General features: G+C 71.4%; 23 protein-coding genes. 7 read left to right on the top strand and 16 right to left on the bottom strand.

The genetic code is table 11. The annotated features are described in order from the left end of the window. Nucleotides 1–10 precede the first annotated feature (10 nt). The 3 genes from IG78_RS0106265 (at nt 11) to IG78_RS0106255 (ending at nt 3,234) form a co-directional block, all read left to right on the top strand. Nucleotides 11–757: a FadR/GntR family transcriptional regulator gene (locus IG78_RS0106265; protein WP_030560317.1), complete on the top strand. Its 747-nt coding sequence runs from the start codon at nt 11–13 to the stop codon at nt 755–757. Nucleotides 758–961: 204 nt separating this feature from the next. Next, the gene (gene eat, locus IG78_RS0106260; protein ID WP_030560315.1) at nt 962–2,419 is read left to right on the top strand and encodes an ethanolamine permease; all 1,458 of its coding nucleotides are present in this window, start codon (nt 962–964) and stop codon (nt 2,417–2,419) included. 86 nt (nt 2,420–2,505) lie between these two features. Next, complete coding sequence (locus IG78_RS0106255; RefSeq protein WP_030560314.1) at nt 2,506–3,234, top strand: gamma-glutamyl-gamma-aminobutyrate hydrolase family protein; 729 nt, start codon at nt 2,506–2,508, stop codon at nt 3,232–3,234. Here IG78_RS0106255 and IG78_RS0106250 read toward each other — a convergent pair. Further along, nucleotides 3,205–4,188, bottom strand: coding sequence for a LysR family transcriptional regulator (locus tag IG78_RS0106250; RefSeq protein WP_078964759.1), 984 nt, complete (start codon nt 4,186–4,188; stop codon nt 3,205–3,207). The two genes, IG78_RS0106255 and IG78_RS0106250, sit on opposite strands and share 30 nt — an antisense overlap. Nucleotides 4,189–4,258: 70 nt before the next feature. On the opposite strand from IG78_RS0106250, the gene IG78_RS0106245 reads away from it, so the two are divergent. After that, nucleotides 4,259–5,377 carry a TDT family transporter gene (locus tag IG78_RS0106245; RefSeq protein ID WP_030560311.1) on the top strand — a complete coding sequence of 373 codons (1,119 nt, stop codon included), beginning with the start codon at nt 4,259–4,261 and terminating at the stop codon, nt 5,375–5,377. 11 nt (nt 5,378–5,388) lie between these two features. Here the strand turns inward: IG78_RS0106245 and IG78_RS0106240 are convergent, their stop codons facing one another. From IG78_RS0106240 to IG78_RS0106225, 4 genes are all read right to left on the bottom strand, one after another. Continuing rightward, the gene (locus IG78_RS0106240; RefSeq protein ID WP_225881958.1) at nt 5,389–6,141 is read right to left on the bottom strand and encodes a helical backbone metal receptor; all 753 of its coding nucleotides are present in this window, start codon (nt 6,139–6,141) and stop codon (nt 5,389–5,391) included. A 12-nt stretch (nt 6,142–6,153) separates the two neighbouring features. Next, nucleotides 6,154–6,729 (bottom strand): helix-turn-helix domain-containing protein, encoded by a 576-nt coding sequence (locus IG78_RS0106235; RefSeq protein WP_030560308.1) that lies wholly within the window; start codon nt 6,727–6,729, stop codon nt 6,154–6,156. Nucleotides 6,730–7,067: 338 nt separating this feature from the next. Further along, nucleotides 7,068–9,677: an ABC transporter permease/substrate binding protein gene (locus tag IG78_RS0106230; RefSeq protein WP_030560307.1), complete on the bottom strand. Its 2,610-nt coding sequence runs from the start codon at nt 9,675–9,677 to the stop codon at nt 7,068–7,070. Beyond that, complete coding sequence (locus IG78_RS0106225) at nt 9,670–10,860, bottom strand: quaternary amine ABC transporter ATP-binding protein (RefSeq protein WP_037684991.1); 1,191 nt, start codon at nt 10,858–10,860, stop codon at nt 9,670–9,672. The genes IG78_RS0106230 and IG78_RS0106225 overlap by 8 nt, the downstream gene beginning before the upstream one ends. Nucleotides 10,861–11,109: 249 nt before the next feature. On the opposite strand from IG78_RS0106225, the gene IG78_RS0106220 reads away from it, so the two are divergent. Continuing rightward, a complete protein-coding gene (locus tag IG78_RS0106220) occupies nt 11,110–12,024 on the top strand; it encodes a 5'-3' exonuclease (RefSeq protein WP_030560304.1) in 915 nt (304 codons plus the stop codon). Between the two features lie 54 nt (nt 12,025–12,078). Further along, complete coding sequence (locus IG78_RS0106215) at nt 12,079–12,915, top strand: siderophore-interacting protein (RefSeq protein WP_030560303.1); 837 nt, start codon at nt 12,079–12,081, stop codon at nt 12,913–12,915. 226 nt (nt 12,916–13,141) lie between these two features. Here the strand turns inward: IG78_RS0106215 and IG78_RS0106205 are convergent, their stop codons facing one another. Then, entirely contained in the window at nt 13,142–13,720 is a 579-nt protein-coding gene (locus tag IG78_RS0106205; RefSeq protein WP_030560302.1) for a GNAT family N-acetyltransferase, read from the bottom strand. 87 nt (nt 13,721–13,807) lie between these two features. On the opposite strand from IG78_RS0106205, the gene IG78_RS0106200 reads away from it, so the two are divergent. Then, the gene (locus IG78_RS0106200; protein ID WP_030560301.1) at nt 13,808–14,752 is read left to right on the top strand and encodes an RluA family pseudouridine synthase; all 945 of its coding nucleotides are present in this window, start codon (nt 13,808–13,810) and stop codon (nt 14,750–14,752) included. A gap of 51 nt (nt 14,753–14,803) precedes the next feature. On the opposite strand, the gene IG78_RS0106195 is transcribed toward IG78_RS0106200, so the two are convergent. The 10 genes from IG78_RS0106195 to IG78_RS0106150 all read right to left on the bottom strand — a co-directional run bounded on the left by IG78_RS0106195 (nt 14,804) and on the right by IG78_RS0106150 (nt 25,476). Further along, nucleotides 14,804–16,318 carry a cytochrome P450 gene (locus IG78_RS0106195; RefSeq protein WP_030560299.1) on the bottom strand — a complete coding sequence of 505 codons (1,515 nt, stop codon included), beginning with the start codon at nt 16,316–16,318 and terminating at the stop codon, nt 14,804–14,806. Nucleotides 16,319–16,337: 19 nt separating this feature from the next. Continuing rightward, a complete protein-coding gene (locus IG78_RS0106190) occupies nt 16,338–16,967 on the bottom strand; it encodes a GTP-binding protein (RefSeq protein WP_030560298.1) in 630 nt (209 codons plus the stop codon). Then, nucleotides 16,948–17,460, bottom strand: a complete 513-nt coding sequence (locus IG78_RS52595; protein WP_030560297.1) for a DUF742 domain-containing protein — start codon at nt 17,458–17,460, stop codon at nt 16,948–16,950. The genes IG78_RS0106190 and IG78_RS52595 overlap by 20 nt, the downstream gene beginning before the upstream one ends. Further along, nucleotides 17,457–17,864 carry a roadblock/LC7 domain-containing protein gene (locus IG78_RS0106180; RefSeq protein WP_030560295.1) on the bottom strand — a complete coding sequence of 136 codons (408 nt, stop codon included), beginning with the start codon at nt 17,862–17,864 and terminating at the stop codon, nt 17,457–17,459. The genes IG78_RS52595 and IG78_RS0106180 overlap by 4 nt, the downstream gene beginning before the upstream one ends. Then, entirely contained in the window at nt 17,861–19,492 is a 1,632-nt protein-coding gene (locus tag IG78_RS0106175) for an ATP-binding protein (protein ID WP_078964760.1), read from the bottom strand. The genes IG78_RS0106180 and IG78_RS0106175 overlap by 4 nt, the downstream gene beginning before the upstream one ends. A 372-nt stretch (nt 19,493–19,864) precedes the next feature. After that, complete coding sequence (locus IG78_RS0106170) at nt 19,865–22,675, bottom strand: DEAD/DEAH box helicase (RefSeq protein ID WP_031128327.1); 2,811 nt, start codon at nt 22,673–22,675, stop codon at nt 19,865–19,867. A gap of 120 nt (nt 22,676–22,795) precedes the next feature. After that, nucleotides 22,796–23,686 (bottom strand): diacylglycerol kinase, encoded by an 891-nt coding sequence (locus IG78_RS0106165; protein WP_030560291.1) that lies wholly within the window; start codon nt 23,684–23,686, stop codon nt 22,796–22,798. Between the two features lie 91 nt (nt 23,687–23,777). Continuing rightward, nucleotides 23,778–24,674 (bottom strand): twin-arginine translocase subunit TatC, encoded by an 897-nt coding sequence (gene tatC, locus IG78_RS0106160; RefSeq protein ID WP_051852405.1) that lies wholly within the window; start codon nt 24,672–24,674, stop codon nt 23,778–23,780. Between the two features lie 97 nt (nt 24,675–24,771). After that, the gene (tatA, locus tag IG78_RS0106155) at nt 24,772–25,062 is read right to left on the bottom strand and encodes a Sec-independent protein translocase subunit TatA (RefSeq protein ID WP_030560289.1); all 291 of its coding nucleotides are present in this window, start codon (nt 25,060–25,062) and stop codon (nt 24,772–24,774) included. Between the two features lie 216 nt (nt 25,063–25,278). Further along, nucleotides 25,279–25,476, bottom strand: coding sequence for a hypothetical protein (locus IG78_RS0106150; protein WP_030560287.1), 198 nt, complete (start codon nt 25,474–25,476; stop codon nt 25,279–25,281). Nucleotides 25,477–25,483: the final 7 nt, after the last annotated feature.

The following is a 25,483-nucleotide window of genomic DNA, read 5'->3' as shown; positions in this document are numbered from 1 at the left end:
GTACGGGCAGATGTCGCACGCGGAGGTCAACACCGCGCACGCCTCGGCCGACGACCGGTTGACGCAGGTCCTGCGTCCGGTCCGGGCCGGCAACGGCTTCGAGGAGGCCCTGGAGCAGATCCTCCAGGTGGTCCGGCTCGGCCTGGTGCCGGGCGGCGAACGCCTTCCGGCCGAGCGGGAGCTCGCCGACCGGCTCGGGATCAGCCGGGTCACGCTGCGCGAGGTCCTGAAGGTGCTCCAGGACCAGGGGCTCGTGGAGTCACGCCGGGGGCGCTACGGCGGTACGTTCGTGCGCCCGCGCCCGACGGCCGCCGGGGAGGACGAGCTGCGCCGGCGCATCGCGGACGTGGACGTGGAGGACGCGCTGCGCTTCCGCGAGGTCCTTGAGGTGGGGGCGGCGGGCCTGTGCGCCGCGCACGGGCTCGACGACGAGCAGGCCGAGCGCCTTCGTGCCGCGCTCGCGCGCACCCACGACGCGCCGCTCGCCGAGTACCGCCGCCTTGACACCCTGCTGCACCTCACGCTGGCCGAGCTGTGCGGCTCCCCCTCGCTGACCGCGCAGTACGCGGCGGTCCGCGCCACCGTCAACGACCTCCTGGACTGCATCCCGCTCCTGGTGCGCAACCTGGAGCACTCCCAGCGCCAGCACACCGCCTTGGTGGAGGCGGTCCTCGACGGCGACGCGGACGGCGCGCGGGAGATGATGCGCGAGCACTGCGGGGGGACGGCGGCGCTGCTGCGGGGTTTTCTGACGTGAGCAAGCCCCGGCCGACAGAGGCGTGTCCCCGGGAGTGCCGGCGCGGGGGCGCCCGGGGGCCATGGCGTGAGACTTCCCAGGACCGTCACCGCCGCGATCAACCGCGGTGTAACGCACAGGTCTTGCTTTCTCACCCCCGCCACCGCAAAGGTATGGCCTCACTCCATTGAAGTCCCGTCATACGCCGACGCAGGGAGCCGTGCCATGAGCCTGGAGTCCACCGAGCCGTCGAAGGCCCGCGCCGCCGATGATCCGGGCGACGACTATCTGGAACGGCGCGCGCTGCGCCGCGGCAACGCCGGCTGGGTGCTCCTCACCGGCCTCGGCGTCGCCTATGTCGTCTCCGGCGACTTCTCGGGGTGGAACTCCGGTCTGAAGGAGGGCGGCTTCGGCGGCCTCGGCATCGCGATGGCGCTCATGGGCGTGATGTACGCCTGCATGGTCTTCTCGCTCGCCGAGCTGTCGTCCGTCCTGCCGACGGCGGGCGGAGGCTACGGCTTCGCGCGGCGTGCGCTCGGCCCCTGGGGCGGTTTCCTCACCGGTACGGCGATCCTCATCGAGTACATCCTGGCGCCCGCCGCGATCGCCATCTTCATCGGCGACTACGTCGAGTCGCTCGACCTGTTCGGCCTGGAGTCCGGCTGGCCGGTGTACCTGGCCTGCTTCGTGATCTTCATCGGCATCCATCTGTGGGGCGTGGGCGAGGCGCTGCGCTTCAGCTTCGTCGTCACGGGGATCGCGGTGGCGGCGCTGCTCGTCTTCGCCGTGGGCGCGTTCATGGACTTCGACGCCTCCGGCCTGAACGACATCGCCGTCGACCACGACGCGTTCGGCGCCAACTCCTGGCTGCCGCTCGGTCTGCTCGGCATCTGGGCGGCGTTCCCGTTCGGCATGTGGTTCTTCCTCGGCGTGGAGGGCGTGCCGCTCGCGGCCGAGGAGACCAAGGATCCCGCGCGCACGCTGCCGCGCGCCATCCGCTGGTCCCTGTGCATCCTCGTCGCGCTCGCCCTGCTCACCTTCTTCGCCTCGGCGGGGGCGCGCGGCTCCGCGGCCATCCAGGACACCGGCAATCCGCTCGTGGACGCGCTCAAGACGGACGGCGAGGCGACGGCCCTGAGCCGCGTCATCAACTACGCGGGCCTCGCGGGCCTGGTGGCGTCGTTCTTCTCCCTGATCTACGCGGGCTCCCGCCAGCTCTTCGCCCTGTCCCGCGCGGGCTACCTCCCCCGCTTCCTCTCCCTCACGAGCAGCCGCAAGGCCCCCTACCTGGGCCTCCTCGTCCCCGGCGGGATCGGCTTCGCCCTGGCTGCGGCGACCGGCGACGGGGCGCGGATGCTGAACGTGGCGGTGTTCGGCGCCACCATCTCGTACGCGCTGATGTCGCTCTCGCACATCGTCCTGCGCCGCCGCGAGCCGCACCTGCCGCGCCCGTACCGCACTCCGGGCGGCGTCCTGACGTCCTCGGTCGCCCTTGTCCTCGCGTGCGCGGCGCTGGTCGCGACGTTCCTCGTCGACGTGACGGCGGCGTTCATCGCGCTCGGCGTGTACGGGGTCGCCCTCGCGTACTTCGGCCTCTACAGCCGCAGGCATCTGGTGGCGCGGGCCCCGGAGGAGGAGTTCGCGGCCCTCGCGGCGGCGGAGGCGGAGCTGGAACGCGACTGAGCGCGGACCAGCCCGAGCATGGCGCGGAACAGCACCGCACGGCACGGAACAGCCAGGCACCGTACAGCACAGCACAGCACGGCTCCATGGAGAACAAGGTGAACAAACCCCTCATCGGCATCAGCACCTACTGGGAGGCGAAGGCGAGCTGGGGCGTGTGGGAACTTCCCGCGGCGCTCCTGCCAGCCGGTTATCCGCGTCTGGTCCAGGCCGCGGGCGGCCTCGCGTCGATGCTGCCGCCGGACGACCCGGCGTACGCGGCCGACGTCGTCGCCCGCCTCGACGGCGTGGTCGTCGCGGGCGGCCCCGACGTGGAGCCGTCCCACTACGGAGCGGTGCGCGAGGACCTCACCGGGCCGCCCGCGCCCGAACGGGACGCCTGGGAACTCGCCCTGATCCGGGCGGCCCTCGACTCCGGCACCCCGCTGCTCGGCATCTGCCGGGGCATGCAGCTCCTGAACGTCGCCCTCGGCGGCACGCTCGTGCAGCACCTGGACGGCCATGTGGCGGCCCCCGGCGTCTTCACCACCCACCCGGTACGCCCGGTCCCCGGCACGCGCTACGCCGAGATCGTCCCCGACCCCACGGCGGACGTCCCCACGTACCACCACCAGTCCGTCGACCGCCTCGGCAGCGGCCTGCACGCCTCGGCCCACGCCGAGGACGGCACGATCGAGGCCGTGGAACTCCCCTCCCCCGCCTGGGCCCTCGGCGTCCAGTGGCACCCGGAGGCGGGGCGGGACACGCGGGTGATGGGGGCGTTGGTGCGGGCGGCGGAAAAGGGGCTAGGGCGCCGCACGAGTGAGACTCAGTAGTTCCCGTGCGGGCCCCGTCGGCACATGCCCCACCGGCCACACGGCCCGCAACTCGCGCCGGAGCCGCGCCCCGTCCACGGGAACGCTCACGAGCCGCCGAGCGGCCAGCTCCTCCCCCACGGCCAGCTCACTGAGCACCGCGGGCCCGGCCCCGCTCACAGCGGCGGACTTCACCGCGGTGGTCGAGGACAGTTCGAGCAGCGGCCGGGCGAGTTCGCCGAGGGCCGCCTCGAGGACCTGACGCGTACCGGACCCCTCCTCGCGCAGGATCAGCGGCGCGGCAGCCAGCTCAGCAGCTCCGACCGGCGCCCGCCGCCGCGCCCAGGCGTGTCCCGGCGCCACCACGACGACCAGTTGGTCCTGCGCGACGACCACCCCGTCGAGGCCCGCGGGCAGCCCGACCCCCTCCACGAACCCGACGTCGGCCTCCCCCGTGAGCAGCCGCCCGGTGACCGCCGCCGAGTTGCCCGCGAGCAGGGACACCGCGGTGTCGGGCCGCCGCGCCCGCAGGGCTATGAGCCAGTTGGGCAGCAGATACTCGGCGATGGTCATGCTGGCGGCGACCCGCAGCCGCGAGTCCCGTCGGTCCCGCAGTGCCTGCGCCCCCACGTCGAAGGCCTCGGCCGCCTCCACGATGCGCCGGGCCCAGTCCGTGACGAGCGCGCCCGCCTCCGTGAGCCGCGACCCGCGGGGCGAGCGGTCCACCAGGGCGACGCCCAACTGTCGCTCCATGGAGCGGACCCGGCCGCTGGCGGCGGGCTGGGAGATGCCGAGCTCACGCGCGGCCCGGCCGAGGCTGCCGAGCCGCGCCACGGCAAGCAGCAGCTCCAGGGCGGCCAGATCCGGCACCCGGTGCGCGAGGGGCGCCCCCGACGACGTACCGGAGCCGCCGTGGCCACCCGCCCCACCGGACCCAGCGGACCCACCCGAGGCAGAGGCACCAGAAGAACTCATAAGCTCAGGTTATGCCCTCATAGAAGAGAGGTCCCTGGTGGGCCGGGCCGCCCGCCCGCACCGTGGAGGCATGGTCACCGCCGTCCCCACCGCCGCCCCGGCCCGCCCGGCCACAGGGCCCCGCTTCGCCGCCCTGCGCCACCTCGGCCCGAACTGGTACGCCACCGTCATGGGCACCGCCATCGTCGCCAACGCGGGCGCCGCCCTGCCGGTGGACGTGCCCGGGGTGCGCACGGGCGCGACCGCGGTGTGGGCGCTCTCGTTCCTGATGCTTGCCGCACTGCTCACCGCCCGCGCCGTCCATCTCACGCACCACCGTGACCAGGCGCGCGCCCACCTGGCCGACCCGGCCCTGGCACCGTTCTACGGCTGCCTGTCGATGGCGCTCCTCGCCGTCGGCGGCGGCACGGTACTCGTGGGCGCGGACTGGCTCGGCACCACCGCGGCCGTCGCCGTCGACGCGGTCCTGTTCACCGTCGGGACGGCCGTCGGACTCGCCGCGGCCGTCGCCGTGCCGTATCTGATGGTGGTGCGGCACCGCGTGCGGCCGGGCTCCGCGTCGCCGGTGTGGCTGCTTCCGGTCGTGGCGCCCATGGTGTCGGCGGCCCTCGGACCGCTGCTCGTCCCGCACCTGCCCGCGGGCCAGGCACAGGAGGCCCTGCTCCTCGGGTGCTTCGCCATGTTCGGCCTGAGCCTGCTCGCCACCCTGCTGATGCTGCCGCTGATCTTCGGGCGTCTGGTGCACGGCGGCCCACTGCCGCCGGCTCTCACCCCCACGCTCTTCCTGGTCCTCGGCCCCCTCGGGCAGTCGACCACGGCCGCGGGCAAGTTCGCGGACGTCGCGCCGGGTGTGCTCCCGGCCCCGTACGACGAGGGCTTCGCCGTCTTCGCCGTGCTGTTCGGTGTGCCGGTGACGGGTTTCGCGCTGCTGTGGCTCGCGCTCGCCGCCGCCCTGGTGCTGCGGGCCCGGCGGCGCGGCATGGGTTTCGCGATGACCTGGTGGGCGTTCACCTTCCCCGTCGGTACGTGCGTGACGGGCGCCGAGGGCCTCGGTGCGCACACCGGCCTCGCGGCGTACGACTGGCTGGCCGTGGCGCTGTACGTCCTGCTGGTGGCGGCCTGGCTGGTGGCGCTCGTCAGAACCGTGCGCGGGGTCGCCGACGGCCGTTTGCTCGCGCCGCCGCGCTGACGGCGCGGAGGTCAGCGGCGAGCCGCCCGCAGTGCCGCGCCCAGCACGTCGGGGGCTTCGGCGAGCGACGGCCCGTACCAGGTCAGATGGCGCCCGCTGACCAGCGCGACGGGGAGCGTGGCGGGGAAGGCCTCGGGGCCGTCCGCGTGGGTGAAGCGGTACGGCTCGTCGGGCAGGACCACCAGGTCGAGCCCTGCGGAGCGCAGCTCGTCGAGAGGGACGCGCGGATAGCGCTCGGTGTGTGCCGCGTACGCGTTGTCGACCCCCAGGCGGGCCAGCACATCACCGGCGAACGTGTCCCGGCCGAGCACCATCCAGGGCCTGCGCCAGATCGGCACCGCCGCCCGCAGCCCGGCCACGGGCTCCCGCGCGGTGAGCCGACGGGACTCGGCCACGTCAAGCCACCGTGACTCGGCCACGTCAAGCCACCGGGGCCGCCCCGCGCCGCACACGGCGAGCACCCTGGCCAGCTCGTCGAAGGCCTGGCCGAGGCCGCGCACCTCCGTGACGAGCACCTCGACGCCTGCCGCCCGCAGCGCGTCGAGGTCCGGCGGACGGTTCTCCTCCTCGTTGGCGATCACCAGATCGGGGCGCAGGGCCACGATCGCCGGTACGTCGGGGTTCTTGGTGCCGCCGACGCGTACGACGTCGAGGTCCGCCGGGTGCGTGCACCAGTCGGTCGCGCCGACCAGGGCGCCCGGCAGAGTCGTGGCCACGGCTTCCGTCAGTGACGGCACCAGCGAGACCACCCGGATGTCGGACACTCGCACGGGCCCTCAGTGCCGCCCGTCGTCGACGGCCTCGATGTGGTCGCCGACGGCGACGACGAGGACGCGCGCGTCGGCCGCCGTGGCCCGCCAGCGGTGCCGCACCCCGCCCGTCAGGAACAGCGTGTCGCCGCCCCCGAGGCGGTAGGCGCGCCCCTCGGCCTCGACCTCGACGGCACCGGCGATGACGTACATCAGCTCGTCGTTGCGGTGCTGGAACTCGCGGCCCTCGTCGTGGTCGCCGACGTACTCGAACGCGTGCAGTTGGTGGTGGCCGCGCACCAGGTCACGGACGTGCGTCTCGCAGGTGCCGCCGGCCAGGCTCACCTCGTCGCCGGCGCGCACCAGGTCCACCGTGCAGGCCGGGTCGGCGGCGGCGAGCAGCTCCACGGCGGTCGTGTTCAGGGCGTCGGCGACCCGCTCCAGGGAGCGTGTGCTCGGCCGTGCCCGCTCGTTCTCCACCTGGCTGAGAAAGGGCACCGAGAGACCGCTGCGCGCGGCGACCACCGCAAGGGTGAGCTCAAGCTGGCGGCGCCGCCGCCGCACGGCCGAGCCCACCCGGAGGGTTTCCTTGCGCTCGTCCATGGCCCCGGCTCCCTTCTTCCTCTCCGGTCCACTGTGGCGTACGCGCGTACGCACGTGCACCCATCGTGCTGCCCGCGTCATCACCCCGAAGGGTTTTCTGCACCCTACGCATGTTCGCCAAACGGTTTCACCCGGTTGGGCACTCCGAGCGCCGGTTCCGGCCGCCGCGAGCCCCCGCGCACCCCGTACGCATCGTGCACGGCCGATCACGGCCGACGCCAGAGTAGGGACCGTCCTGGCCCGCGGGAACGCCCCGAGGGGTGGGCTTCGCCACAGGGCGACGCCCACCCCTCGGGGACGGGAAGGTTCCGGCCTGCTCGACGGCCGGGCTTCGTGCGCTATTGCACGGCCGTCATCTTCTCCTCGAAGCCCGGGTTCTTCTTCAGCCAGGCGTCGACGGCCTTGGGCTCATTGTTCTTGCCCGCCTTGTTGATCTCGTTCTCCAGGTCGCCCAGTTGCTTCTCGCTCATCTTGAAGTTCTTGAGCCACTTCGTGAGCTGCGGATACTGGTCGGGGAAGTCCTTGCTGGAGAGCGTGCGGATCGTGTTGCCCTTGCCGAAGCCGCCCTTGGGGTCCTTCAGCTTGGTGAGGTCGTACTCGCTGTACGCCCAGTGCGGCGACCAGAGCAGGACCGCGACCGGCTCCTTCTTGGCGTACGCGGCCTTCAGTTCGGACAGCATCGCGGGGGTCGAGCCCGCCGCTATCTCGTACTCGCCCTCCAGGCCGTAGCCGGGCAGGACCTTGTCCTTGAGCGCCTGCATCACGCCGGTGCCCGGCTCGATGCCGATGATCTTGCCCTTGAACCTGTCGCCCTTGCCCTTGAGGTCCTCGAGCGACTTCACGTCCTTGACGTAGGACGGGACGGCTACCTCCAGGGACGTCGGGCTGTACCAGGAGCCGAGGTCCTTGAGGTTGGCCTTGTTCTTCTCCCAGTACGTCTTCTGGGCGGTGGGCAGCCAGGCGTCGAGGTTGAGGTCGAGGTCGCCCTGCGCGAGACCGGTGTAGGCGGGGCCGACGTCGGCCGGGGTCAGCTCCATCTTGTAGCCGCGCTTCTCCAGGACGCGCTTCCACAGGTTGGTGACGGCGATGTTCTCGTCCCAGGCGAAGTACGCGGCCTTCAGCGGACGCTTGTTCTCGTCGCCGACGGCGTTCTTCGGCAGCGGCGCCATCTTGTCGAGCAGACCCGGGTTCTTCTTCATCCAGTTGCGCACGGCGTCCTGCTGCTTGCCCTTGCCGGCCTTGTTGATCTCCGCTTCAAGATCCGTGAGCTGCTTCTCGGTCATCTTGAAGTTCTTGAGCCACTTGCCGACCTCGGGGTTCTCCTCGGAGAAGCCCTTGCGCGCCATCGTGTGGACGCCGTCGCCCTTGCCCCAGGCACCCTTCGGGTCCTTGAGCTTCTTCAGGTCGAATTCGCTGTACGCCCAGTGCGGCGACCACAGCGTGGTGACGATCGGCTCCTTCTTGGCGTACGCGGCCTTCAGCTCGGAGAGCATCGCGGGCGTCGAGCCGTCGACGACCTTGTACTCCTTGCCGAGGCCGTACTCACCGAGGACCTTGTCCTTGAGCAGCCCCATCATTCCGGCGCTGGACTCGATGCCGGTGATCCTGCCCTTGAACGTACTGCCCTTGCCCTTGAGGTCCTCCAGGGAGTTGATGTCCTTCATGTACGCGGGGACGGTCAGCTCAAGAGAGGTGGGGCCGAACCAGGCGCCCAGGTCTTCGAGGTCCTTGCCGTACTTCTTCCAGTACGAGGCGTGGGTCGTCGGCAGCCAGGAGTCGGTCTGGAAGTCGATGTCGCCCTGCGCGAGCGAGGTGTACAGCGGACCGGCTTCGAGCTGGCTGGTGGTCACCTTGAAGCCGCGCTGCTCCAGGACCTCCTTCCAGAGGAAGGTGGAGGCGACGCCCTCGTCCCAGGGGATGTAGCCGATCTTGACTTCCTTGCCCTGGCCGACGTTCTTCGTGTCGGCCACGGTCTCGGAGTCGGTACCGCCGAAGATGCTCATGCCGCCCGCGACGAGCGCGAGGACGACGACGCCGACCATCGCGACGACGGGCCGGGGGCGGTAGTTCCAGACGTTGAGGCCCTGCGCGGCCCGCAGCTTGGCGAGCGCGCGGCGGCCGAGCGGGGAGACCTGGCCGCCGAGACCACTGGTGACGCGGTCCAGGTAGATGGCGAGGATCACGATGGAGATGCCCGCCTCCGCGCCGAGACCGACGTCGAGCTGACCGATGGCGGCGTTGACGTCGGCGCCGAGGCCCGGGGTGCCGACCATGCCGGTCAGGGCCGCCATGGACAGGCCGAGCATGATGACCTGGTTGACACCAGCCATGATCGTCGGCAGTGCGAGCGGCAGTTGGACCCGGAAGAGGGTGTTGCGCGGCGTGGTGCCGAACGCGTCGGCCGCCTCGACCAGTTCCTTGTCGACCTGGCGGATGCCCAGCTCCGTCATGCGCACACCGGGGGCGAGCGCGAAGACGATCGTGGCGACGATGCCCGCGGGGGCGCCCATCCGGAAGAACAGCAGCGCCGGGATGAGGTAGATCATCGCGGGCAGCGTCTGCATCAGGTCGAGCACCGGCCTGACGATGCCGCTGACCGTCTTGGAGCGGGCCGCCCAGATGCCCACGGGCACGGCTATGACCAGCGCCACGAAGGTCGAGACGAGCACCAGGGACAGCGTCATCATCGCGTTGTCCCACAGTTCCAGGGACACGATGAAGGCGAAGCCCACGAAGGCGAGCGCGCCGCCGAGCAGGCCGCGCAGCCAGAAGGCGATGACGGCGAAGATGCCCGCCATGAGCAGCGGCTCGGGCCCGGAGAGGACGTCGTAGACGCCGTCCCACATGTTCTGGAAGAGCGTCTTGATGAAGTCGAACAGCCAGTCCATATGGGTTCTGGACCATTCGACCGCGTCGTTGACCCAGTCGCCGAAGGGAATCCTAGGCACCGCTGCTCACCTTGCCCACGCTCTTGCCGCCGGCGTCGCCGTCGCCGTCACTGGTGTCCTTGGCGTTCTTGGTCTCCTGCGCCGGGATGACGGCGTCGAGCGGCACGTCGGCGGGTGCCATCGGCTCGCCGAGCACGGCCAGCAGCCGCGAGCTCGGCACGACGCCGACGAGTTCGCCGTCCGCGCCGGTCACGGCGACGGGCACGGTGCTCGTGGAGCACGGCGTGAACAGGTCGATGATCGGGGTGGACTCGGCCACGGCCGCGGGGGCGGCGGCCAGGACGTCCTTGGCGGTGCGCAGCTCCTTGCCGTCGGGCGCCGTGGTGCCGTAGACGGTGTCGGGGTCGGCCATGATGGCGCCCGCCGTCAGCACACGGGAGCGGTCGACGTCCTGGGTGAACGCCGCGACGTAGTCGTTGGCCGGGGTGACGAGGATGTCCTCGGCGGTGCCCGTCTGGACGATGCGGCCGTCGCGCATGACGGCGATCTGGTCGCCCAGGCGCATGGCCTCGTTCAGATCGTGGGTGATGAAGACGATGGTCTTCTTCAGGCGCTTCTGGAGTTCCAGGAGCTGGTCCTGCATGTCGCGGCGGATCAGCGGGTCGAGCGCGCTGAACGACTCGTCCATGAGCAGCAGGTCGGCGTCCGTGGCCAGGGCACGGGCCAGGCCCACGCGCTGTTGCATGCCGCCGGACAGCTCGTCGGGCCAGGACTTCTCCCAGCCCTTGAGCCCGGCGAGTTCGAGGGCCTCCGTGGCGCGCTTCTCGCGCTCGGCACGCGGCAGCCCCTGCACCTCAAGGCCGTAGGCCGCGTTCTCCAGGACGTTGCGGTGCGGGAACAGCGCGAAGTGCTGGAAGACCATGCTGATCTTCTTCGAGCGCACCTCCCGCAGCTCGCGGGCGCTCAGCCCGGTGAGGTCCTGGCCGTCGAAGAGCACCTGCCCGGCCGTGGGCTCCGACAGTCCGTTGAGCATGCGCAGCAACGTGGACTTGCCGGACCCGGAGAGACCCATGACGACGAAGATCTGGCCCGGTTCGACGGTGAAGGAAGCATCGATCACCGCGGCGGTGGTGCCCGCCGCGCGCAACTCTTCACGGTCGGTTCCGTGGCGGAGTTTCTCCACCGCGTCATCGGGTCGTCTGCCGAACACCTTGTACAGATGCTCGGCTTGCAGCCTGGACACATACACCTCTCGGGTCGAACCAAGACGGCCCGCCTCCCCCGACGACGGGCCGTGGAGCCGCGCGGCATCTATCCGCTTCACGTCAAGAAGTTGAAAACTCGACCGAGTGTGCTCCGCGTGCGTGCCTGCCCCCACTTGTACAGACCAAACCAAAGAGTGACCCAGGTCACTTCCGCACCAACCGGGCACCGCTCGGTTGTCAGTACGGTGCGGCATGATGCGAACGTGACTCAAGCAACGCGGCGGCTGATGCTGCTCGACACGGCGTCCCTGTACTTCCGGGCCTATTTCGGGGTCCCCGAATCCGTGCGGGCCCCGGACGGCACTCCGGTGAACGCGGTGCGCGGTCTGCTCGACTTCATCACGCGCCTGGTCCAGGACCACCGCCCGGACGACCTCGTCGCCTGCATGGACGCGGACTGGCGCCCGCACTGGCGCGTGGAGCTCATTCCGTCGTACAAGGCGCACCGCGTGGCCGAGGAGGCCCCCGAGGGGGCCGTCACGCCGGACACCGAAGAGGTGCCGGACACCCTCTCCCCCCAGGTCCCCGTCATCGAGGACGTCCTGGACGCCCTCGGCATCGCCCGCGTGGGCGTCAATCCGTACGAGGCGGACGACGTCATCGGCACCTACACCGCGCGGGCCGCGGGCCCGGTCGACATCGTCACGGGCGACCGCGACCTCTATCAGCTCGTGGACGACGCCAGGGGCGTCCGCGTCCTCTATCCCTTGAAGGGCGTGGGCACCCTCCAGATGACCGACGAGGCCTGGCTGCGCGAGAAGTACGGCGTGGACGGCCCCGGCTATGTGGACCTGGCGCTGCTGCGCGGCGACCCGAGCGACGGACTGCCCGGGGTGCCGGGAATCGGCGAGAAGACCGCGGCCAAGCTGCTCGACGCCTTCGGCGACCTGGCCGGGATCATGGCGGCGGTGGACGACCCCAGGTCCCGGCTCACCCCCTCACAGCGCAAGCGCCTCGACGAGTCGCGCGCCTATGTCGCCGTGGCGCCGAAGGTGGTCCGGGTCGCGAGCGACGTGCCGTTGCCCGACGTGGAGGTCGCCCGGCCGCGCGGACCCCGCGATCCGGGCGCGCTGGACGAACTGGCCGCCCGGTGGGGGCTCGGCGGCTCACTTAACCGACTGTTGACCGTCCTTCAGGCCTGAGGTGTTAGGTTAGGTAAACCTAACTAATTGTGGATGAGGGGAAGGCCGACCGCCATGGCAGAGCGACCCGCACGTAAAGCTCCCAAGCTCCACACCGCGCAGGTCGTGCGCACCGAGCGTCTGACGCCCCATATGCAGCGCGTGGTCGTCGGCGGTGCGGGGCTCGCGGAGTTCACCGCGGGTGAGTGCACGGACCACTATGTGAAGCTCCTGTTCCCGCCCGCGGGCGGGAGCTATCCGGCGGACTACGACATGGAGCGGGCCCGTGCGGAGCTGCCGCGCGATCAGTGGCCGGTGATGCGCACGTACACGGTGCGCTGGTGGGACCCCAAGGCCCGCGAGCTGGCCCTCGACTTCGTGATCCACGGCGACGAGGGCCTGGCGGGGCCGTGGGCGCGCAGCGTGCAGCCTGGCGAGACGATCCACATGGCGGGCCCCGGCGGCGGGTACGCCCCGGACCCGGCCGCCGACTGGCACCTGATCGCCGGCGACGAGAGCGCGCTGCCCGCCATCGCCGCCGCCCTGGAGGCGCTGCCCGAGGGCGCCGACGTACGCGCCTTCGTGGAGGTCGAAGGCCCCGATGAGGAGCAGCCGATCGACACCCACGCGAAGATCGTCTGGCTGCACCGCGACGGCCGCCCCGTCGGCCGGGCCCTCGTCGAGGCCGTCCGCGCCCTCGACTTCCCCTCCGGCGACCTACAGGCCTTCGTGCACGGCGAGGCGGGCTTCGTGAAGGAGATCCGCCGCATCCTGCGCATGGAACACCAGGTCCCGCGCGAGCGCCTCTCCGTCTCCGGGTACTGGCGCGTCGGCCACAACGAGGACGGCTGGCAGGCCTCGAAGCCGAAGTGGAACGCCCAGGTGGAGGCGGAGCAGGAAGCGGCGGCGTAGCGCACCCACCGGGCGCGTCGGCCGGAGGCGACGCCCTGACGGAGCCGCCGGGCGCGTCGGTTACCCATCCTGTCAGGGCGCGGTCCGCGGACGCGTCAGGGCGCGGTCCGCGGATGCGTCAGGATGCGATCCACGATCCGCGCGCGCATACGGGTCACGCTCCGCGCATGCGTCAGGATGCGATCCACGATCCGCGCGCGCATACAGGTCACGCTCCGCGCATGCGTCAGGGTGCGATCCGCGCATGCAGATGCATGTCGTGCCACCCGTCCTCATGCAGCACCGCGCTCCGCTTGGTCCCCTCCGGTACGAACCCGGTCTTCAGGGCCACGCGGCACGACGCCTCGTTCACCGTGGCGTGGGTGAGTTCGAGCCGGTGCAGCCCCACCGCGTCCAGGGCCCAGTCGGCCAGGGCGACGACGGCACGCGGTGCGACCCCCCGGCCCCGGAAACGGGGCCGGGTCCAGTACGCCATCTCCGCCTGCCCGTCGGCGAGATCGATCTCGCGCAGGGCGACCCGCCCCACCACATCGCCGGACCCGGCATCGGCGACCGCCCAGTGCGCACTCCGCTCCTCCGCCCAGTCCGCACGCCAGCCCTCGATCCACTGCCGGGCCTCGTTCTCGGAGTCGGCCACACGCGCATGCCATCGCTGCAACACCGGGTCCTGGAAGGCCTCGTACACGGCACCCGCGTCATCGGGTGACCAGGGCCGCAGGACAAGGCCGCCGGACGCGGGCAGGCAGGGCTGCTCCCGGCTCGCGAAGGTGCCGGGCTCCACCACGTTCGAGATCTTGTAAGGCATGCCGCCATCGTGCAGGCCGACAGCGGAACGGGACACCGGTTTTCCGGGGCGGCCCGGCACCCGCGCCGCCCCGTACGCTTGCCCGCTGTGACACGCAGACGCCGCATTCCGCCCGCTCCCCTGCCGCAGCGCGACGGCGTCGACCCGGTGCGGCTGCGGCTACCCCTGGACGGGGCGTGGACGACCGTGCGGGACCACCTCGTGGAGCGGCTCGCCGCCCCGCCCGGGGTCGTCGACGCGATGCTGGCCGAGGGCAGGGTCGTCGGCGCCGACGGGACGCCGGTGGCGCCGGACGCCCCGTACACGGCGGGCGCGTACGTGTGGTTCCAGCGGGACCTGCCGGACGAGCCACCGGTGCCGTACGACATCGAGGTCGTGTACCGCGACGAGCACATCGTCGTCGCCGACAAGCCGCACTTCCTCGCCACCATGCCGCGCGGCAGCCATGTCGCCCAGACCGCGCTCGCCCGGCTCCGCGACGGCCTCGGCATCCCGGCGCTCGGTGCCGCCCACCGCCTGGACCGGCTCACCGCGGGCCTGCTTCTTTTCACCGTGCGGCCCGAGGAGCGCGGCGCCTACCAGACGCTGTTCCACGACCGCCGCGTGCACAAGGAGTACGAGGCCGTGGCCGCCCACGACCCCGGCCTCGCGCTCCCGCGCACCGTACGCAGCCACATCGTGAAGGAGCGCGGGGTGCTCGCGGCCTACGAGGTCGCGGGCGCCGAGCCCAACAGCGAGAGCCGCGTCGAACTCGTCGAGCACGACGGCGGGATCGGGCGCTACCGGCTGCTCCCGCACACCGGCCGCACCCACCAGCTCCGCGTCCACATGAACGCCCTCGGCCTGCCCATCCTCGGCGACCCGCTCTACCCCGAGGTGCGCGAGCCGACCGCGCCCGACGACTTCCGGCGCCCCTTGCAACTCCTCGCCCGCTCCCTGCGGTTCACCGACCCCGTCACCGGCGCCGACCACCACTTCGTGAGCGGCCGCACCCTCCAGGCGTGGACCTCGTACGAGGAGTGGGCCCGCTGACCCGGAGGGCGCCCGGCGCTCGGGCCCCAGCAGCCGCGCCACGCCACCACCTCAGTAGCCGCGCCACCACTCCAGGAAGCGCCGCCAGGCACCCTTGCCCCGGACGGGCGCGCCCGCGGGCTGCGGTTCCGGCGGCGCGGCGGGGACCGCCGGTGCGGACGGCGGTACGGGCGCGGGCGGCGGCTCGAACGCCCGTGGCAGCGGTGACGACACCTCCCAGTGACTGCGCGGCGCCGGCGTGTGCGACCTCGGCATCGCCGTGATGTCCTGCGGCGGCCGCTTGCCGAAGTGCACCGGCAGCTCCACCAGATGCCGCGACATGATCGACGAACGCCAGCGCAGCTCCCGCTCGTCGATGGCGAGTTCCACGTCGGGCAGCCGCATAAGCAGCGCGTCCACACCGGTATCGGCGATGGCGCGGCCGATGTCCTGGCCCGGGCACTCGTGCGGTCCGCCGCTGAAGGCGAGGTGGGAGCGGTTGCCCTGCATGTTGGCGCCGAGGTCGGGGCGTACGACCGGGTCGACGTTGCCCGGTGCGATGCCGAGCAGGAGGCCGTCGCCCGCACTGATCTGCTGCCCGCCGAGCTGGGTGTCCTGCTTGGCGAAGTAGCCGAGCATCGCGCTGAACGGCGGCTCGTCCCACAGCGACTGCTCGACCGCCTCCGGCACGGTCATCTGGCCGCCGCTGAGCCGGGCGCGGAAGCGCGGGTCGGTGAGCACCACGCGCAGGACGTTCGCGATGAGGTTCGCGGTGGCCTCGTACGCCGCGATGAGCACCAGGCGCAGATGGGCGGCGACCTCGTCGTCGGTGAGCCGCGCGGGCTGGGCGATGAGGGCGCTGGTGAAGTCCTCCTCGGGCTGGGCGCGGCGGCGCACCACGAGCCGGGTGAGGGCCTCCATCACGAACTCGTTGCTGGCGATGGCCGTCTCGGTGCCCTTGATCATGTCGCGGGCGGCCTGCACCATCCGCTCGCTGTACTCCTCGGGCATGCCGAGGATGTGCAGCATCACCATCATCGGCAGGTGCTCGGCGAACTGACCGACCAGCTCGGCGCGGCCGGTCTCACAGATGCCGTTGAGGATCTTGTTGCTGTAGAGGTTGATGTGACGGCGGATACCGCGGTGGTCGAGGCCCGCCATGGCGGTGGTGACGGCCCCGCGAAGCCGCTGGTGCTCGGCGCCCTCCACGAAGCTGCACATCGGCTGCCAGGTGAAGACGGGCGCGAGGGGGTGGTCGGGGCCCGCGGTGCCGTCCCGTACGGCGTTCCACCGCCGGGAGTCGCGGGTGTACTGCGACGGCGTGCGGACCATGTGCAGGTTCTCGCTGTGGCCGAGCACCGCCCAGACGCGTACGTCGTTGTGGATCAGTGCCGGTGCCACCGCGCCGTGTTCGGCGCGCAGCTTCTCGTACACGCCCGCGAGGTCCTGGTCCGCCTCGGGGCCGTACAGGCGGCGCAGGCCGCCGGCGCCGAGGCCGGAGATGTCGTGGGCGGGGCAGTTGGGCGGCGGCGCGGCGTCCTGCCCGGTGCCGGGTGCGGCGGGGGAATAACGGGAGGGGGTCGTCACGGGTGTCGCTCCGGAGAGTTCAGGCCCTGGCCAGGGCGAGGGAGTGCAGATAGCGCACGAGGGTCATCAGGGTGTCCTTGCTGGAGGCCCGCTGACGCGCGTCGCACGACACGATCGGCACCCGCTCGTCCAGGTCGAGCGCCGTGCGCAGGGCGCTCACGGGGTGCCGCGGGGCGTTGGGGAAGTCGTTGACGGCGATGATGAACGGCACGCCGCGCTCCTCCAGGCGTCCGATCACGTCGAAGCTGACTTGCAGGCGGCGGGTGTCGATGAGCACGACGGCGCCCAGCGCGCCTTCGAAGAGGCCGTTCCACAGGAACCAGAAGCGCTCCTGGCCCGGGGTGCCGAACAGATAGAGCACCAGCTCTTCGGAGATGCTGATCCGGCCGAAGTCCATCGCCACGGTGGTGGCGGTCTTGGTCTCGGAGCCGTAGTTGTCGTCGACGCCGATGCCTGCCTGCGTCATGGTCTCTTCGGTGGTCAGCGGACGGATCTCGCTGACCGAACCCACCATCGTCGTCTTGCCGACTCCGAACCCGCCCACGATGACGATCTTCGCGGCGGCCGCGGCCGTGGCGGGCAGGACGTCCTGCTCGCGTGGGCCCGTGACGGCGCCGGGGGTGAGCGTGTCAGAGCTTTTGAAGTCCATGCATCACCGCTTCGAGGAGGGAACGGTCGGGGAGCGCGGAGCGCACGACGGGCGCACGCGCATGCACTAAGTCCGCCGCGAGCAACTCCGTGAGGAGCACGGTCACCACGCTGAACGGCAGCCCCATGTAGGCCGACAGCTCCGCGGCGGACAGCGGCGTCCGGCACAGCCGCAGCAGCGCGGTCTGCTCGGGCTGTGCCATCGGGGACGGATCACCCTTGGAGACGATCAGCGTGACCAGGTCGATGGGGGCCCGCTCGGTGTCCTCTCCGGTGAGGATGTACAGCCTCGCGGGACCGCCACCGGGGCCCGTCGGGCTCCCGGAGTCCGCCTCGGTCCCGGAGTCCGCCGGGGTCCCGGTACTCGTCGGGGCCCCGGATGTCGCCGGAGCCCGCGGACTGCGCCGTTCGCGCCGGACGGTGACCTCCGCCTGGAAGCGGGCGTCGGCGTTGTCGGGTGTCTCGTCCTGCAAGGGGTCTTGCGGAGGAGTCATACGGCCTGCCCGTCACGCCGCGGCGGGCTGGTGAGGTGGGCGCCGATCCGCACGACCAGGTCCCGCATGCGGTTGCTGATCATTCCGGCGTCGACGGTCTCCTCGGCGAGCACCGCCAGATACGCGCCGGCCCCCGCGGCCATCATGTAGAAGTAGCCGCCGTTGATCTCGATGATGACCATACGCATGTTGCCGTCGCTCTCGGGGATCTCCGTGGCGACGGCGGTGGCGAGGCTCTGCAGCCCCGCGCAGGCCGCGGCGAGGCGGTCGGCGCCGTCCGGGTCGCCGCCGTACCGCGCGATGCGCAGGCCGTCCGCGGAGAGCACCACGATCTGCCGGGTCCCGTACACGCCGTCGGCGAGTTCCTTGAGCATCCAGTCGAAGTTGGCGCGCTGCTGGATCACTTCCAGCCCCCCTCGTCGGCGTTGTCGGTGCTGCCGTGGTCGTTCTGGTCGCGGGACTGCTCCTTGGCCGCCTGGTCACCCGCGCTCCCGCGTGCGGGTGGGGCATCGCCGTTGAGACCCGCCATGAAGGCCTCGACCCACAGGCCGGGCTCCTTCTCCTCCTTCTTGGCGGGCACGAGCGGCGCCGGTGGTTGCGCGGCGATGGCCGCCTCGGTGCGGCGCTGGGCCTCGGCCTCCTGCGCGTAGCGCTCGCTGAGCGACATCGTCGCGCGGCTCCTGCGCTGCGGCAGGCCGTTGGCCGTCCACTCGGTGACCTCGGGGACCTCGTCCTCCATGGACAAGCCGATCGGCATGGAGGGGCGGGGCGCCGTGGTGACCTTGCGGGGCTTCTTGCGGCGGATGTCGCGGGCCTCTTCGATGAACGTGCCGTCCTCGTTCACCCGCGGCACGGCGGAGGCACCGATGCCGTGCGCGACGCCCGGCGCCTCCTCGGGCGTGATCATCTCGCGCGGCACGATGAGCACCGCGCGCACCCCGCCGTACGCGGACTGGCGCAGCGACACCTGGAGGTTGTACATCTGCGAGAGTCGGCCCACGACGGCCATGCCGAGGCGCGGCGTCTCGCTCAGGTCGGTCAGGCCCATGCCCTGCCGGGCCTCCTCCAGCATCTTCTCGGCCCGCCTGCGGCCCTCCTCGCTGAGGCTGACGCCGCCGTCCTCGATCTCCACGGCGATGCCCGTCTGCACCTCGATCGCGGTGACGTGCACCTTCGTCTGGGGCGGCGAGTAGCGCGTGGCGTTGTCGAGCAGTTCCGCGCAGGCGTGGATCAGCGGCTCCACCTTGGTGCCGTGGATGGCGACGTCGGCGATGGAGTGCAGGGCTACGCGCCGGTACTCCAGGATCCGGGACATGGCGCCCCGCAACACGCTGAACAGCGGTACGGGCTTGGGCCACTGGCGGCCGGGGCGGGCGCCGCCGAGCACCGTGACCGAGTCGGCGAGGCGGCCGATGAGGGCCGTGCCGTGGTCGATGCGGAGCAGGTCGTCGAAGACCTCGGGGTTGCGACCGTGGAACTCCTCCATGTCGCGCAGTTCCGCGGACTGTTGGTGGACGATGGACTGCACGCGCCGCGCGATGTTGACGAAGGCGCGCTGCGCGTTCTCGCGCATCGCCTCCTCGCGGTCCATGGTCTCCAGGAAGGAGCGCAACAGGATGCGCTGGGACTGCGGCAGACGGCGGTTGACCTCGTCGCCGTCGATCACGTTCCGGATGACCTCCGAGGGGGCCTCGCCCTGCCGGACCCGGAAGAAGGCCTCGGGCAGCACGTCGCGGCCCAGGCGGACGGTGTCCTCGTCGTGCGTCGCGATGCGGTGCTCCAGGTGGGCGATCTGCGCCGCGTGGCTCCTGCGCAGGTCCCGCAGGGCGCGCCCGCGGCGTGCGGCCTCGGCGCCGACGGCGACGACCAGGAGCGTGGCCACGGCACCGCACAGGGCGACCGCGGTCCGCGCCGGCTCCGTCACCACGGCGACGGCGGCTCCCGTCGCCGCCGCCATGACCATGGCCGGCAGCAACAGCACGCGTGCGTAAGGGACTTCTCGGCCACCGGGAGGCGATTGAACACTCACCATGTATGCCCTCTGAACACTCGTCTTGGGGGGGAGAAAGGGGAAGGATGCGGGGGTCCCCTGCACGAAAGAACGAACTATCGAATTTCAGGGAACAAGCGCACGAATCTGCTGTAACTTGTTCAACTCGCCGCGCTCCGGGCGAGCTTAGTCCGCTCGCATCACGCTGGAGTCATATTCGGCAACCCTCTGCGAGCGCCCGCGAACAGGCATACACTCGGCCCCATTTGCACGCGTGGCTACCGTCCGACCGCATGGAGTCACCCCGGCATGGCGGGCCGCCCCCCGGCGTGCGCCGCGGGCGCGGGCGGGCCGAGGACACAGCAGTGGCCCCCGCCGATTCACCCGGCGGGGGCCACTGCGATGCCGCGGACGTCAGCCGACGGAGCTGTACGCCACCACTCCGCGCAGCAGTTGCTCCACTGCCTTGCGCGCGTTCTTCCCGACCGTGCCGCCCGCGCGCGGCGCCGCCGCGGAGATCTGCCCCAGTACGTCGATGACCTGCTTGCACCAGCGCACGAAGTCACCGGCCGGCATCTCCGCCTCGCGCAGCACCTCGTCGAGGCCCTTGCCGCTCGCCCACATGTACGCCGCCCAGGCGAAGCCGAGGTCGGGCTCGCGCTGTCCGACGCCCTCCGCCTGACTGATCCGGAACTCCTCCTCCAGGGCGTCCAGGCGGCCCCAGATGCGGACCATCTCGCCGAGCGCCGCCTTGGCGTTGCCGGAGGGCAGCTTCGGGGCGAGCGCGTCGTCGCCGACCCGCGCCTCGTACACCAGGGCGGAGACACATGCCGCGAGCTCGGCCGGGCCGAGGCCCTCCCACACGCCCGCGCGCAGGCATTCGCTGGCCAGCAGGTCCAGCTCGCCGTACAACCGGGCGAGGCGCTTGCCGTGCTCGGTGACCTCGTCGCCGCGCAGATAGTCGAGCTCGGTGAGCAGAGCGACGATGCGGTCGAAGGTGCGGGCGATGGTGTTGGTGCGCCCCTCGATGCGGCGCTCCAACTGCGAGGTGTCACGCAGCAGGCGGTGATAGCGCTCGGCCCAGCGGGCGTGGTCCTCGCGCTCGTCGCAGCCGTGGCAGGGGTGCGCCCGCAGTTCCGTGCGCAGTTGGGCGATCTCGCGGTCGTCGGCGGCCGCCGCGCGGCCCTTGCGGTGCCGGTCGGGCACGATGTGCCCGGCCTTGGTGCGCAGCGCGGAGGCGAGGTCGCGGCGGGACTGCGGGGAGCGCGCGTTGAACGACTTCGGGATGCGCATCCGCTCCACGGCCTCGACCGGCACCGGGAAGTCCATCGACGCGAGCCGCTTGACCTGCCGCTCCGCGGTGAGCACCAGCGGGCGCGGCCCGTCCTGGTGCTCGAAGCCGCGATGGCCGTTGGCGCGGCCCGCGGGCAGACCGGGGTCGAGCACCAGGGCGAGGCCCGCGTACTTCCCCGTCGGCACATGGATCACGTCGCCCGGCTTGAGCTTCTCCAGGGCGGCCGCGGCGGCGACGCGGCGCTGGACGGCACCCTGCTTGGCGATCTCGTTCTCGCGGTCCTTGAGCTCGCGGCGCAGCCGCGCGTACTCCTCGAAGTCGCCGAGGTGGCAGGTCATCGAGGCCTTGTAGCCCTCGAGGCCCTCTTCGTTCTTCTGCACCTGCCGGGAGATGCCGACGACCGACTTGTCGGCCTGGAACTGGGCGAAGGAGGTCTCGAGGAGTTCGCGCGAGCGGTGCCTGCCGAACTGCTCGACCAGGTTCACCGCCATGTTGTACGACGGCTTGAAGCTGGAGCGGAGCGGATAGGTGCGCGTCCCCGCGAGGCCCGCCAGGTGCTCGGGGCTCATGGCGCGCTGCCACAGGACGACCGCGTGGCCCTCGACGTCGATGCCCCGGCGCCCGGCACGGCCGGTGAGCTGGGTGTACTCGCCCGGCGTGATGTCGGCGTGCTGCTCGCCGTTCCACTTCACCAGCTTTTCCAGGACCACGCTGCGGGCGGGCATGTTGATGCCGAGCGCCAGCGTCTCGGTGGCGAACACGGCCTTCACCAGGCCGCGCACGAACAGCTCCTCCACGACCTCCTTGAAGGTCGGCAGCATGCCCGCGTGGTGGGCGGCGATGCCGCGCTCCAGGCCTTCGAGCCATTCGTAGTACCCGAGGACGTGGAGGTCCTCGTTCGGGATCGAGGCCGTGCGCTCCTCGACCAGCTCGCGCACCCGCAGGCGGGCGTCGTCGTCGTTCAGGCGCAGGCCCGCGTACAGGCACTGCTGCACGGCGGCCTCGCAGCCCGCGCGGCTGAAGATGAACGTGATGGCGGGGAGCAGTCCCTCGGCGTCCAGGCGCTCGATGACCTCGGGACGGCCCGGCGTCCAGATCCGCGACCGCGACCTGCGCTCCCGCTCGCGGTCGGCCTCGCGGACCATCTTGCCCTTGCGGCGGTCCCGCGGGTTGTACGACCGGCTCGCCTCCAGGCGGGCCATCCGGGTCAGGTCCGGGTTGACCGTCCTGCGCCTGCCCTCGCCCTCCTCGAAGAGGTCGTACATCCGCCGGCCCGCGAGCACGTGCTGGAACAGCGGGACCGGGCGGTGCTCGGAAACGATCACTTCGGTGTCACCGCGGACCGTGTCGAGCCAGTCGCCGAACTCCTCCGCGTTCGACACCGTGGCCGACAGGGACACCAGCGTGACCGACTCCGGCAGGTGAATGATCACTTCCTCCCAGACGGCGCCGCGGAAGCGGTCCGAGAGGTAGTGCACCTCGTCCATCACCACGTGGCCGAGGCCGATCAGGGACTGCGAGCCCGCATACAGCATGTTCCGCAGGACCTCGGTGGTCATCACGACCACCGGCGCCTCGGAGTTGACGCTGTTGTCGCCCGTGAGCAGGCCGACCTTGTCCGCGCCGTACCGCTTGGCGAGGTCGGCGTACTTCTGGTTGGAGAGCGCCTTGATCGGCGTGGTGTAGAAACACTTCTTGCCCTGCTGGAGGGCGAGGTGCACGGCGAACTCGCCGACGATCGTCTTCCCTGAGCCCGTGGGGGCGGCCACGAGCACGCCCTTGCCGGCTTCGAGCGCCTGACACGCCTCGATCTGGAAGGGGTCGAGGCCGAATTCGTACATCTCGCGGAAGGACGCGAGTGCGGTGGCCTGCTCGACGGCACGCTTGCGCGCCGCCGCATACCGCTCGGCCGGTGAGAGGTCCTCTGTCATCGTGCTTTCGAGCCTACCGGCCACCACTGACAACGGACGATCATTATCGGGACCGGAAAAACCCGCAGATGACCGCCGCCCGGAAGAAACCCGCAGGTGACAGCGGTACGGCGGGCGGGCTCAGGGCCCGAGGATCCGCACCGCCCCCGGCACGCAGCGGGCGGTCAGCGGCAGCTCGCCGAGCCGTTCGCCGTCCGCGTACCCGGTGGTTGCGGCCGCCGCGAGTTCCACCTTGGCGGCGCGGTGCACGGTGACCTTCGGGTGATCGAGGTGCGTGCCCCTGTAGACCCGCGGGAACACCTTGAGCAGCGTGGTGCGGCTGCAGTCCCCCACCACCGTGACGTCGAAGAGCCCGTCGGCCATGTCCGCGCCGGCGCAGATCTTCATGCCGCCGCCGTACGAGGAGCCGTTGCCGACGGCGACGAGGGTCGCGTCCACCTCGTGGACGTCGGTGTCGTCGAGCGTGATGCGGTAGCGGATTGGCTTGAACGCGGCCAGTTCGGCGATCATGGCGAGGTCGTACTTGAACCGCCCGGCGGGCATGCGCATGCGGTCGCCGCGGTCGTTGACCCGCGAGTCGAAGCCGGCGGCGAGCACCGTCCCGAACCAGGTCGCGCCCACCCGCCCCGCGTCGATGTCCCGTATCCGGGCCTCCTTGAGCGCGGTGGCGACGACGCCGCCCGCGGCTGCGGGCTCCCGCACGGGCAGTCCGAGGGCGCGCGCGAAGTCGTTGCCGGTGCCGGCGGCGACCACTCCGAGCGGGGTTCGGGTCCCCGCCACGGCCTGCAGGGCGAGGCTCACCATGCCGTCGCCGCCGACGGCTATCAGGGCGCCGGTGCCCCCGTCGACGGCCGCGCGGGCCCGGCGCAGCGCGTCCCCGGCGTCCTCGCCGATGACGGTGCGCACCGAGAATCCCGCCGCCCGCAGGGCCGCCGCGGCGGGCTGGGCGGCGTGCGCACCGCGGCCGCGGCCCGCGGTGGGATTGACGAAGAGGGTGATCTCGCTGGTCACGGGCGGACCTTACAAGGCGGTGCGCCCCGGCAACCAGAAGGGGCCGGACGCGATGGGCGTCCGACCCCTGTCCCGGCGGCTCTCGCCCCGGTCAGGTCACGTCGTCGTAGCCGTTGTACTTGGCCGACCGGGAGCTGTCGCCGTTCACCTGCTCCGGCAGTGCCTTGGCGGCGGGAACGGAGTCGAGGGCGTCGACCGGGTCGGGCGTGAGGTCGAGGTCGGAGGCCTCGTCGTCGTCGAGTTCCGCGTCCGGGTCGCGACGGCGGCGGCGCTTGTCGTTCAGGACGGAGAAGCCGACCGCGAAGAAGTAGAGGACCACGATGGGACCGGCGAGCGCGAGCATGCCGACCGGGTCCGTGGTCGGGGTCGCGACCGCTCCGAAGACGAAAACGCCCATCACGACGCCCCGCCACCAGCCGAGCATGCGGCGTCCGGTGACCATGCCCGTCATGTTCAGCATCACGAGCAGCAGCGGCAGTTCGAACGAGGCACCGAAGACCAGGACCATCCTGACGCTGAAGTCGAGGATCTTGTCCATGGGCAGGATGTTCTCCGAGCCCTCGGGCGTGATGCCGAGGAGAACCCGGATGCTGATGGGCATGATCTCGTACGCGAGCCAGGCGCCGCCGAAGAACAGCGGTACGGCCGCGGCCACGAAGGCATAGGTGTACTTGCGCTCGTGCTTGTGCAGTCCGGGCGCGACGAAGGCCCAGAGCTGGTAAAGCCAGACCGGGCTCGCGACGACGATGCCCACCATGAGGGACACCTTCACCGTGGTGGTGAAGGGCGAGAGCAGGTCCATGTAAGCGACCTTGGCGCAGACGCCGCCCGTGGTCGCCTCGCCCTCCTCGCAGCGCGGCACGGGGTCGGCGAGGAACTTCATCAGGTCCTCGCTGTAGAACGCGGCGACGATCGAGACGATCGCGATCGCCAGCATCCCCTTGGCGAGCCGGTTGCGTAGCTCGCGCAGGTGGTCCGCGAGCGGCATCCGCCCCTCGGGGTCCCGCTCCTTGTTGCGGGCAGACTTAAGCAACCCACGTCCTCATCTCGTGCGGCAGGCCGGCTCGTCGGGGCCGGCCTTGGGGTCAGCGCTTCGTCGTGTCGGTCGGCTCGGCGACGGGACGCGAGCTGGTCACGTCGCCGGGGGCCGCCTGGATGGTGCGCTGGTGCGGAGCGGTCTGGTCGGCGGGCGGGGGCGGGTCGGCCGGGGCCTCCTCGTCCTTCTTGCCGTCCGACTTCATCGCCTTGGCCTCGCTCTTGAGGATCCTCGCCGACTTGCCGAGGGAACGGGCCATGTCCGGCAGCTTCTTCGCACCGAAGAGCAGGACCAGGATGACGAGGATCAGAATGATCTCGGTGGGGCCGAGCCTACCCATAGCTGTCTACCTTCTTCACCGAGGCGTCAGATTTCGGACCGGCTGTCGGACAGTCGTCCGACCGCCGGGCTTGGCAGCGATCGTAACCCCCTGGAGTAAACGCAGGGCAATCCCCGTGCATACTCCCAGTTGCGGCCCGCGCCTCACATTTCGGACCACTTCAGCAGCGTACCCGGCTGCCCCCGGGAGTCGACAGGCCACCGCCGCGCGGCAGGCTCAGCCGAGGTCCCGGCCCGCCCGGGCCACTCCCGCCGCGGCCTTCTCCAGGTCCTCGGCGGCGCGGTTGATCTTCTGCGTGGTCTCGGTCACCTGGCGGCCGAGCCGCTGGGCCTCCACGAAGACCTTGATCGCGAACACACTCAGGACGGCGAGGCCGCAAAATCCGAGGCCCACCGCCAGCATCGCCCAGAACATGGGGTCG

The sequence above is a fragment of the Streptomyces aureocirculatus genome (assembly GCF_000720475.1).
Classification (GTDB): Bacteria; Actinomycetota; Actinomycetes; order Streptomycetales; family Streptomycetaceae; genus Streptomyces; species Streptomyces aureocirculatus.
The sequence above is the reverse complement of the archived record's forward strand: the minus strand, read 5'-3'. Positions and strand labels throughout refer to the sequence as shown.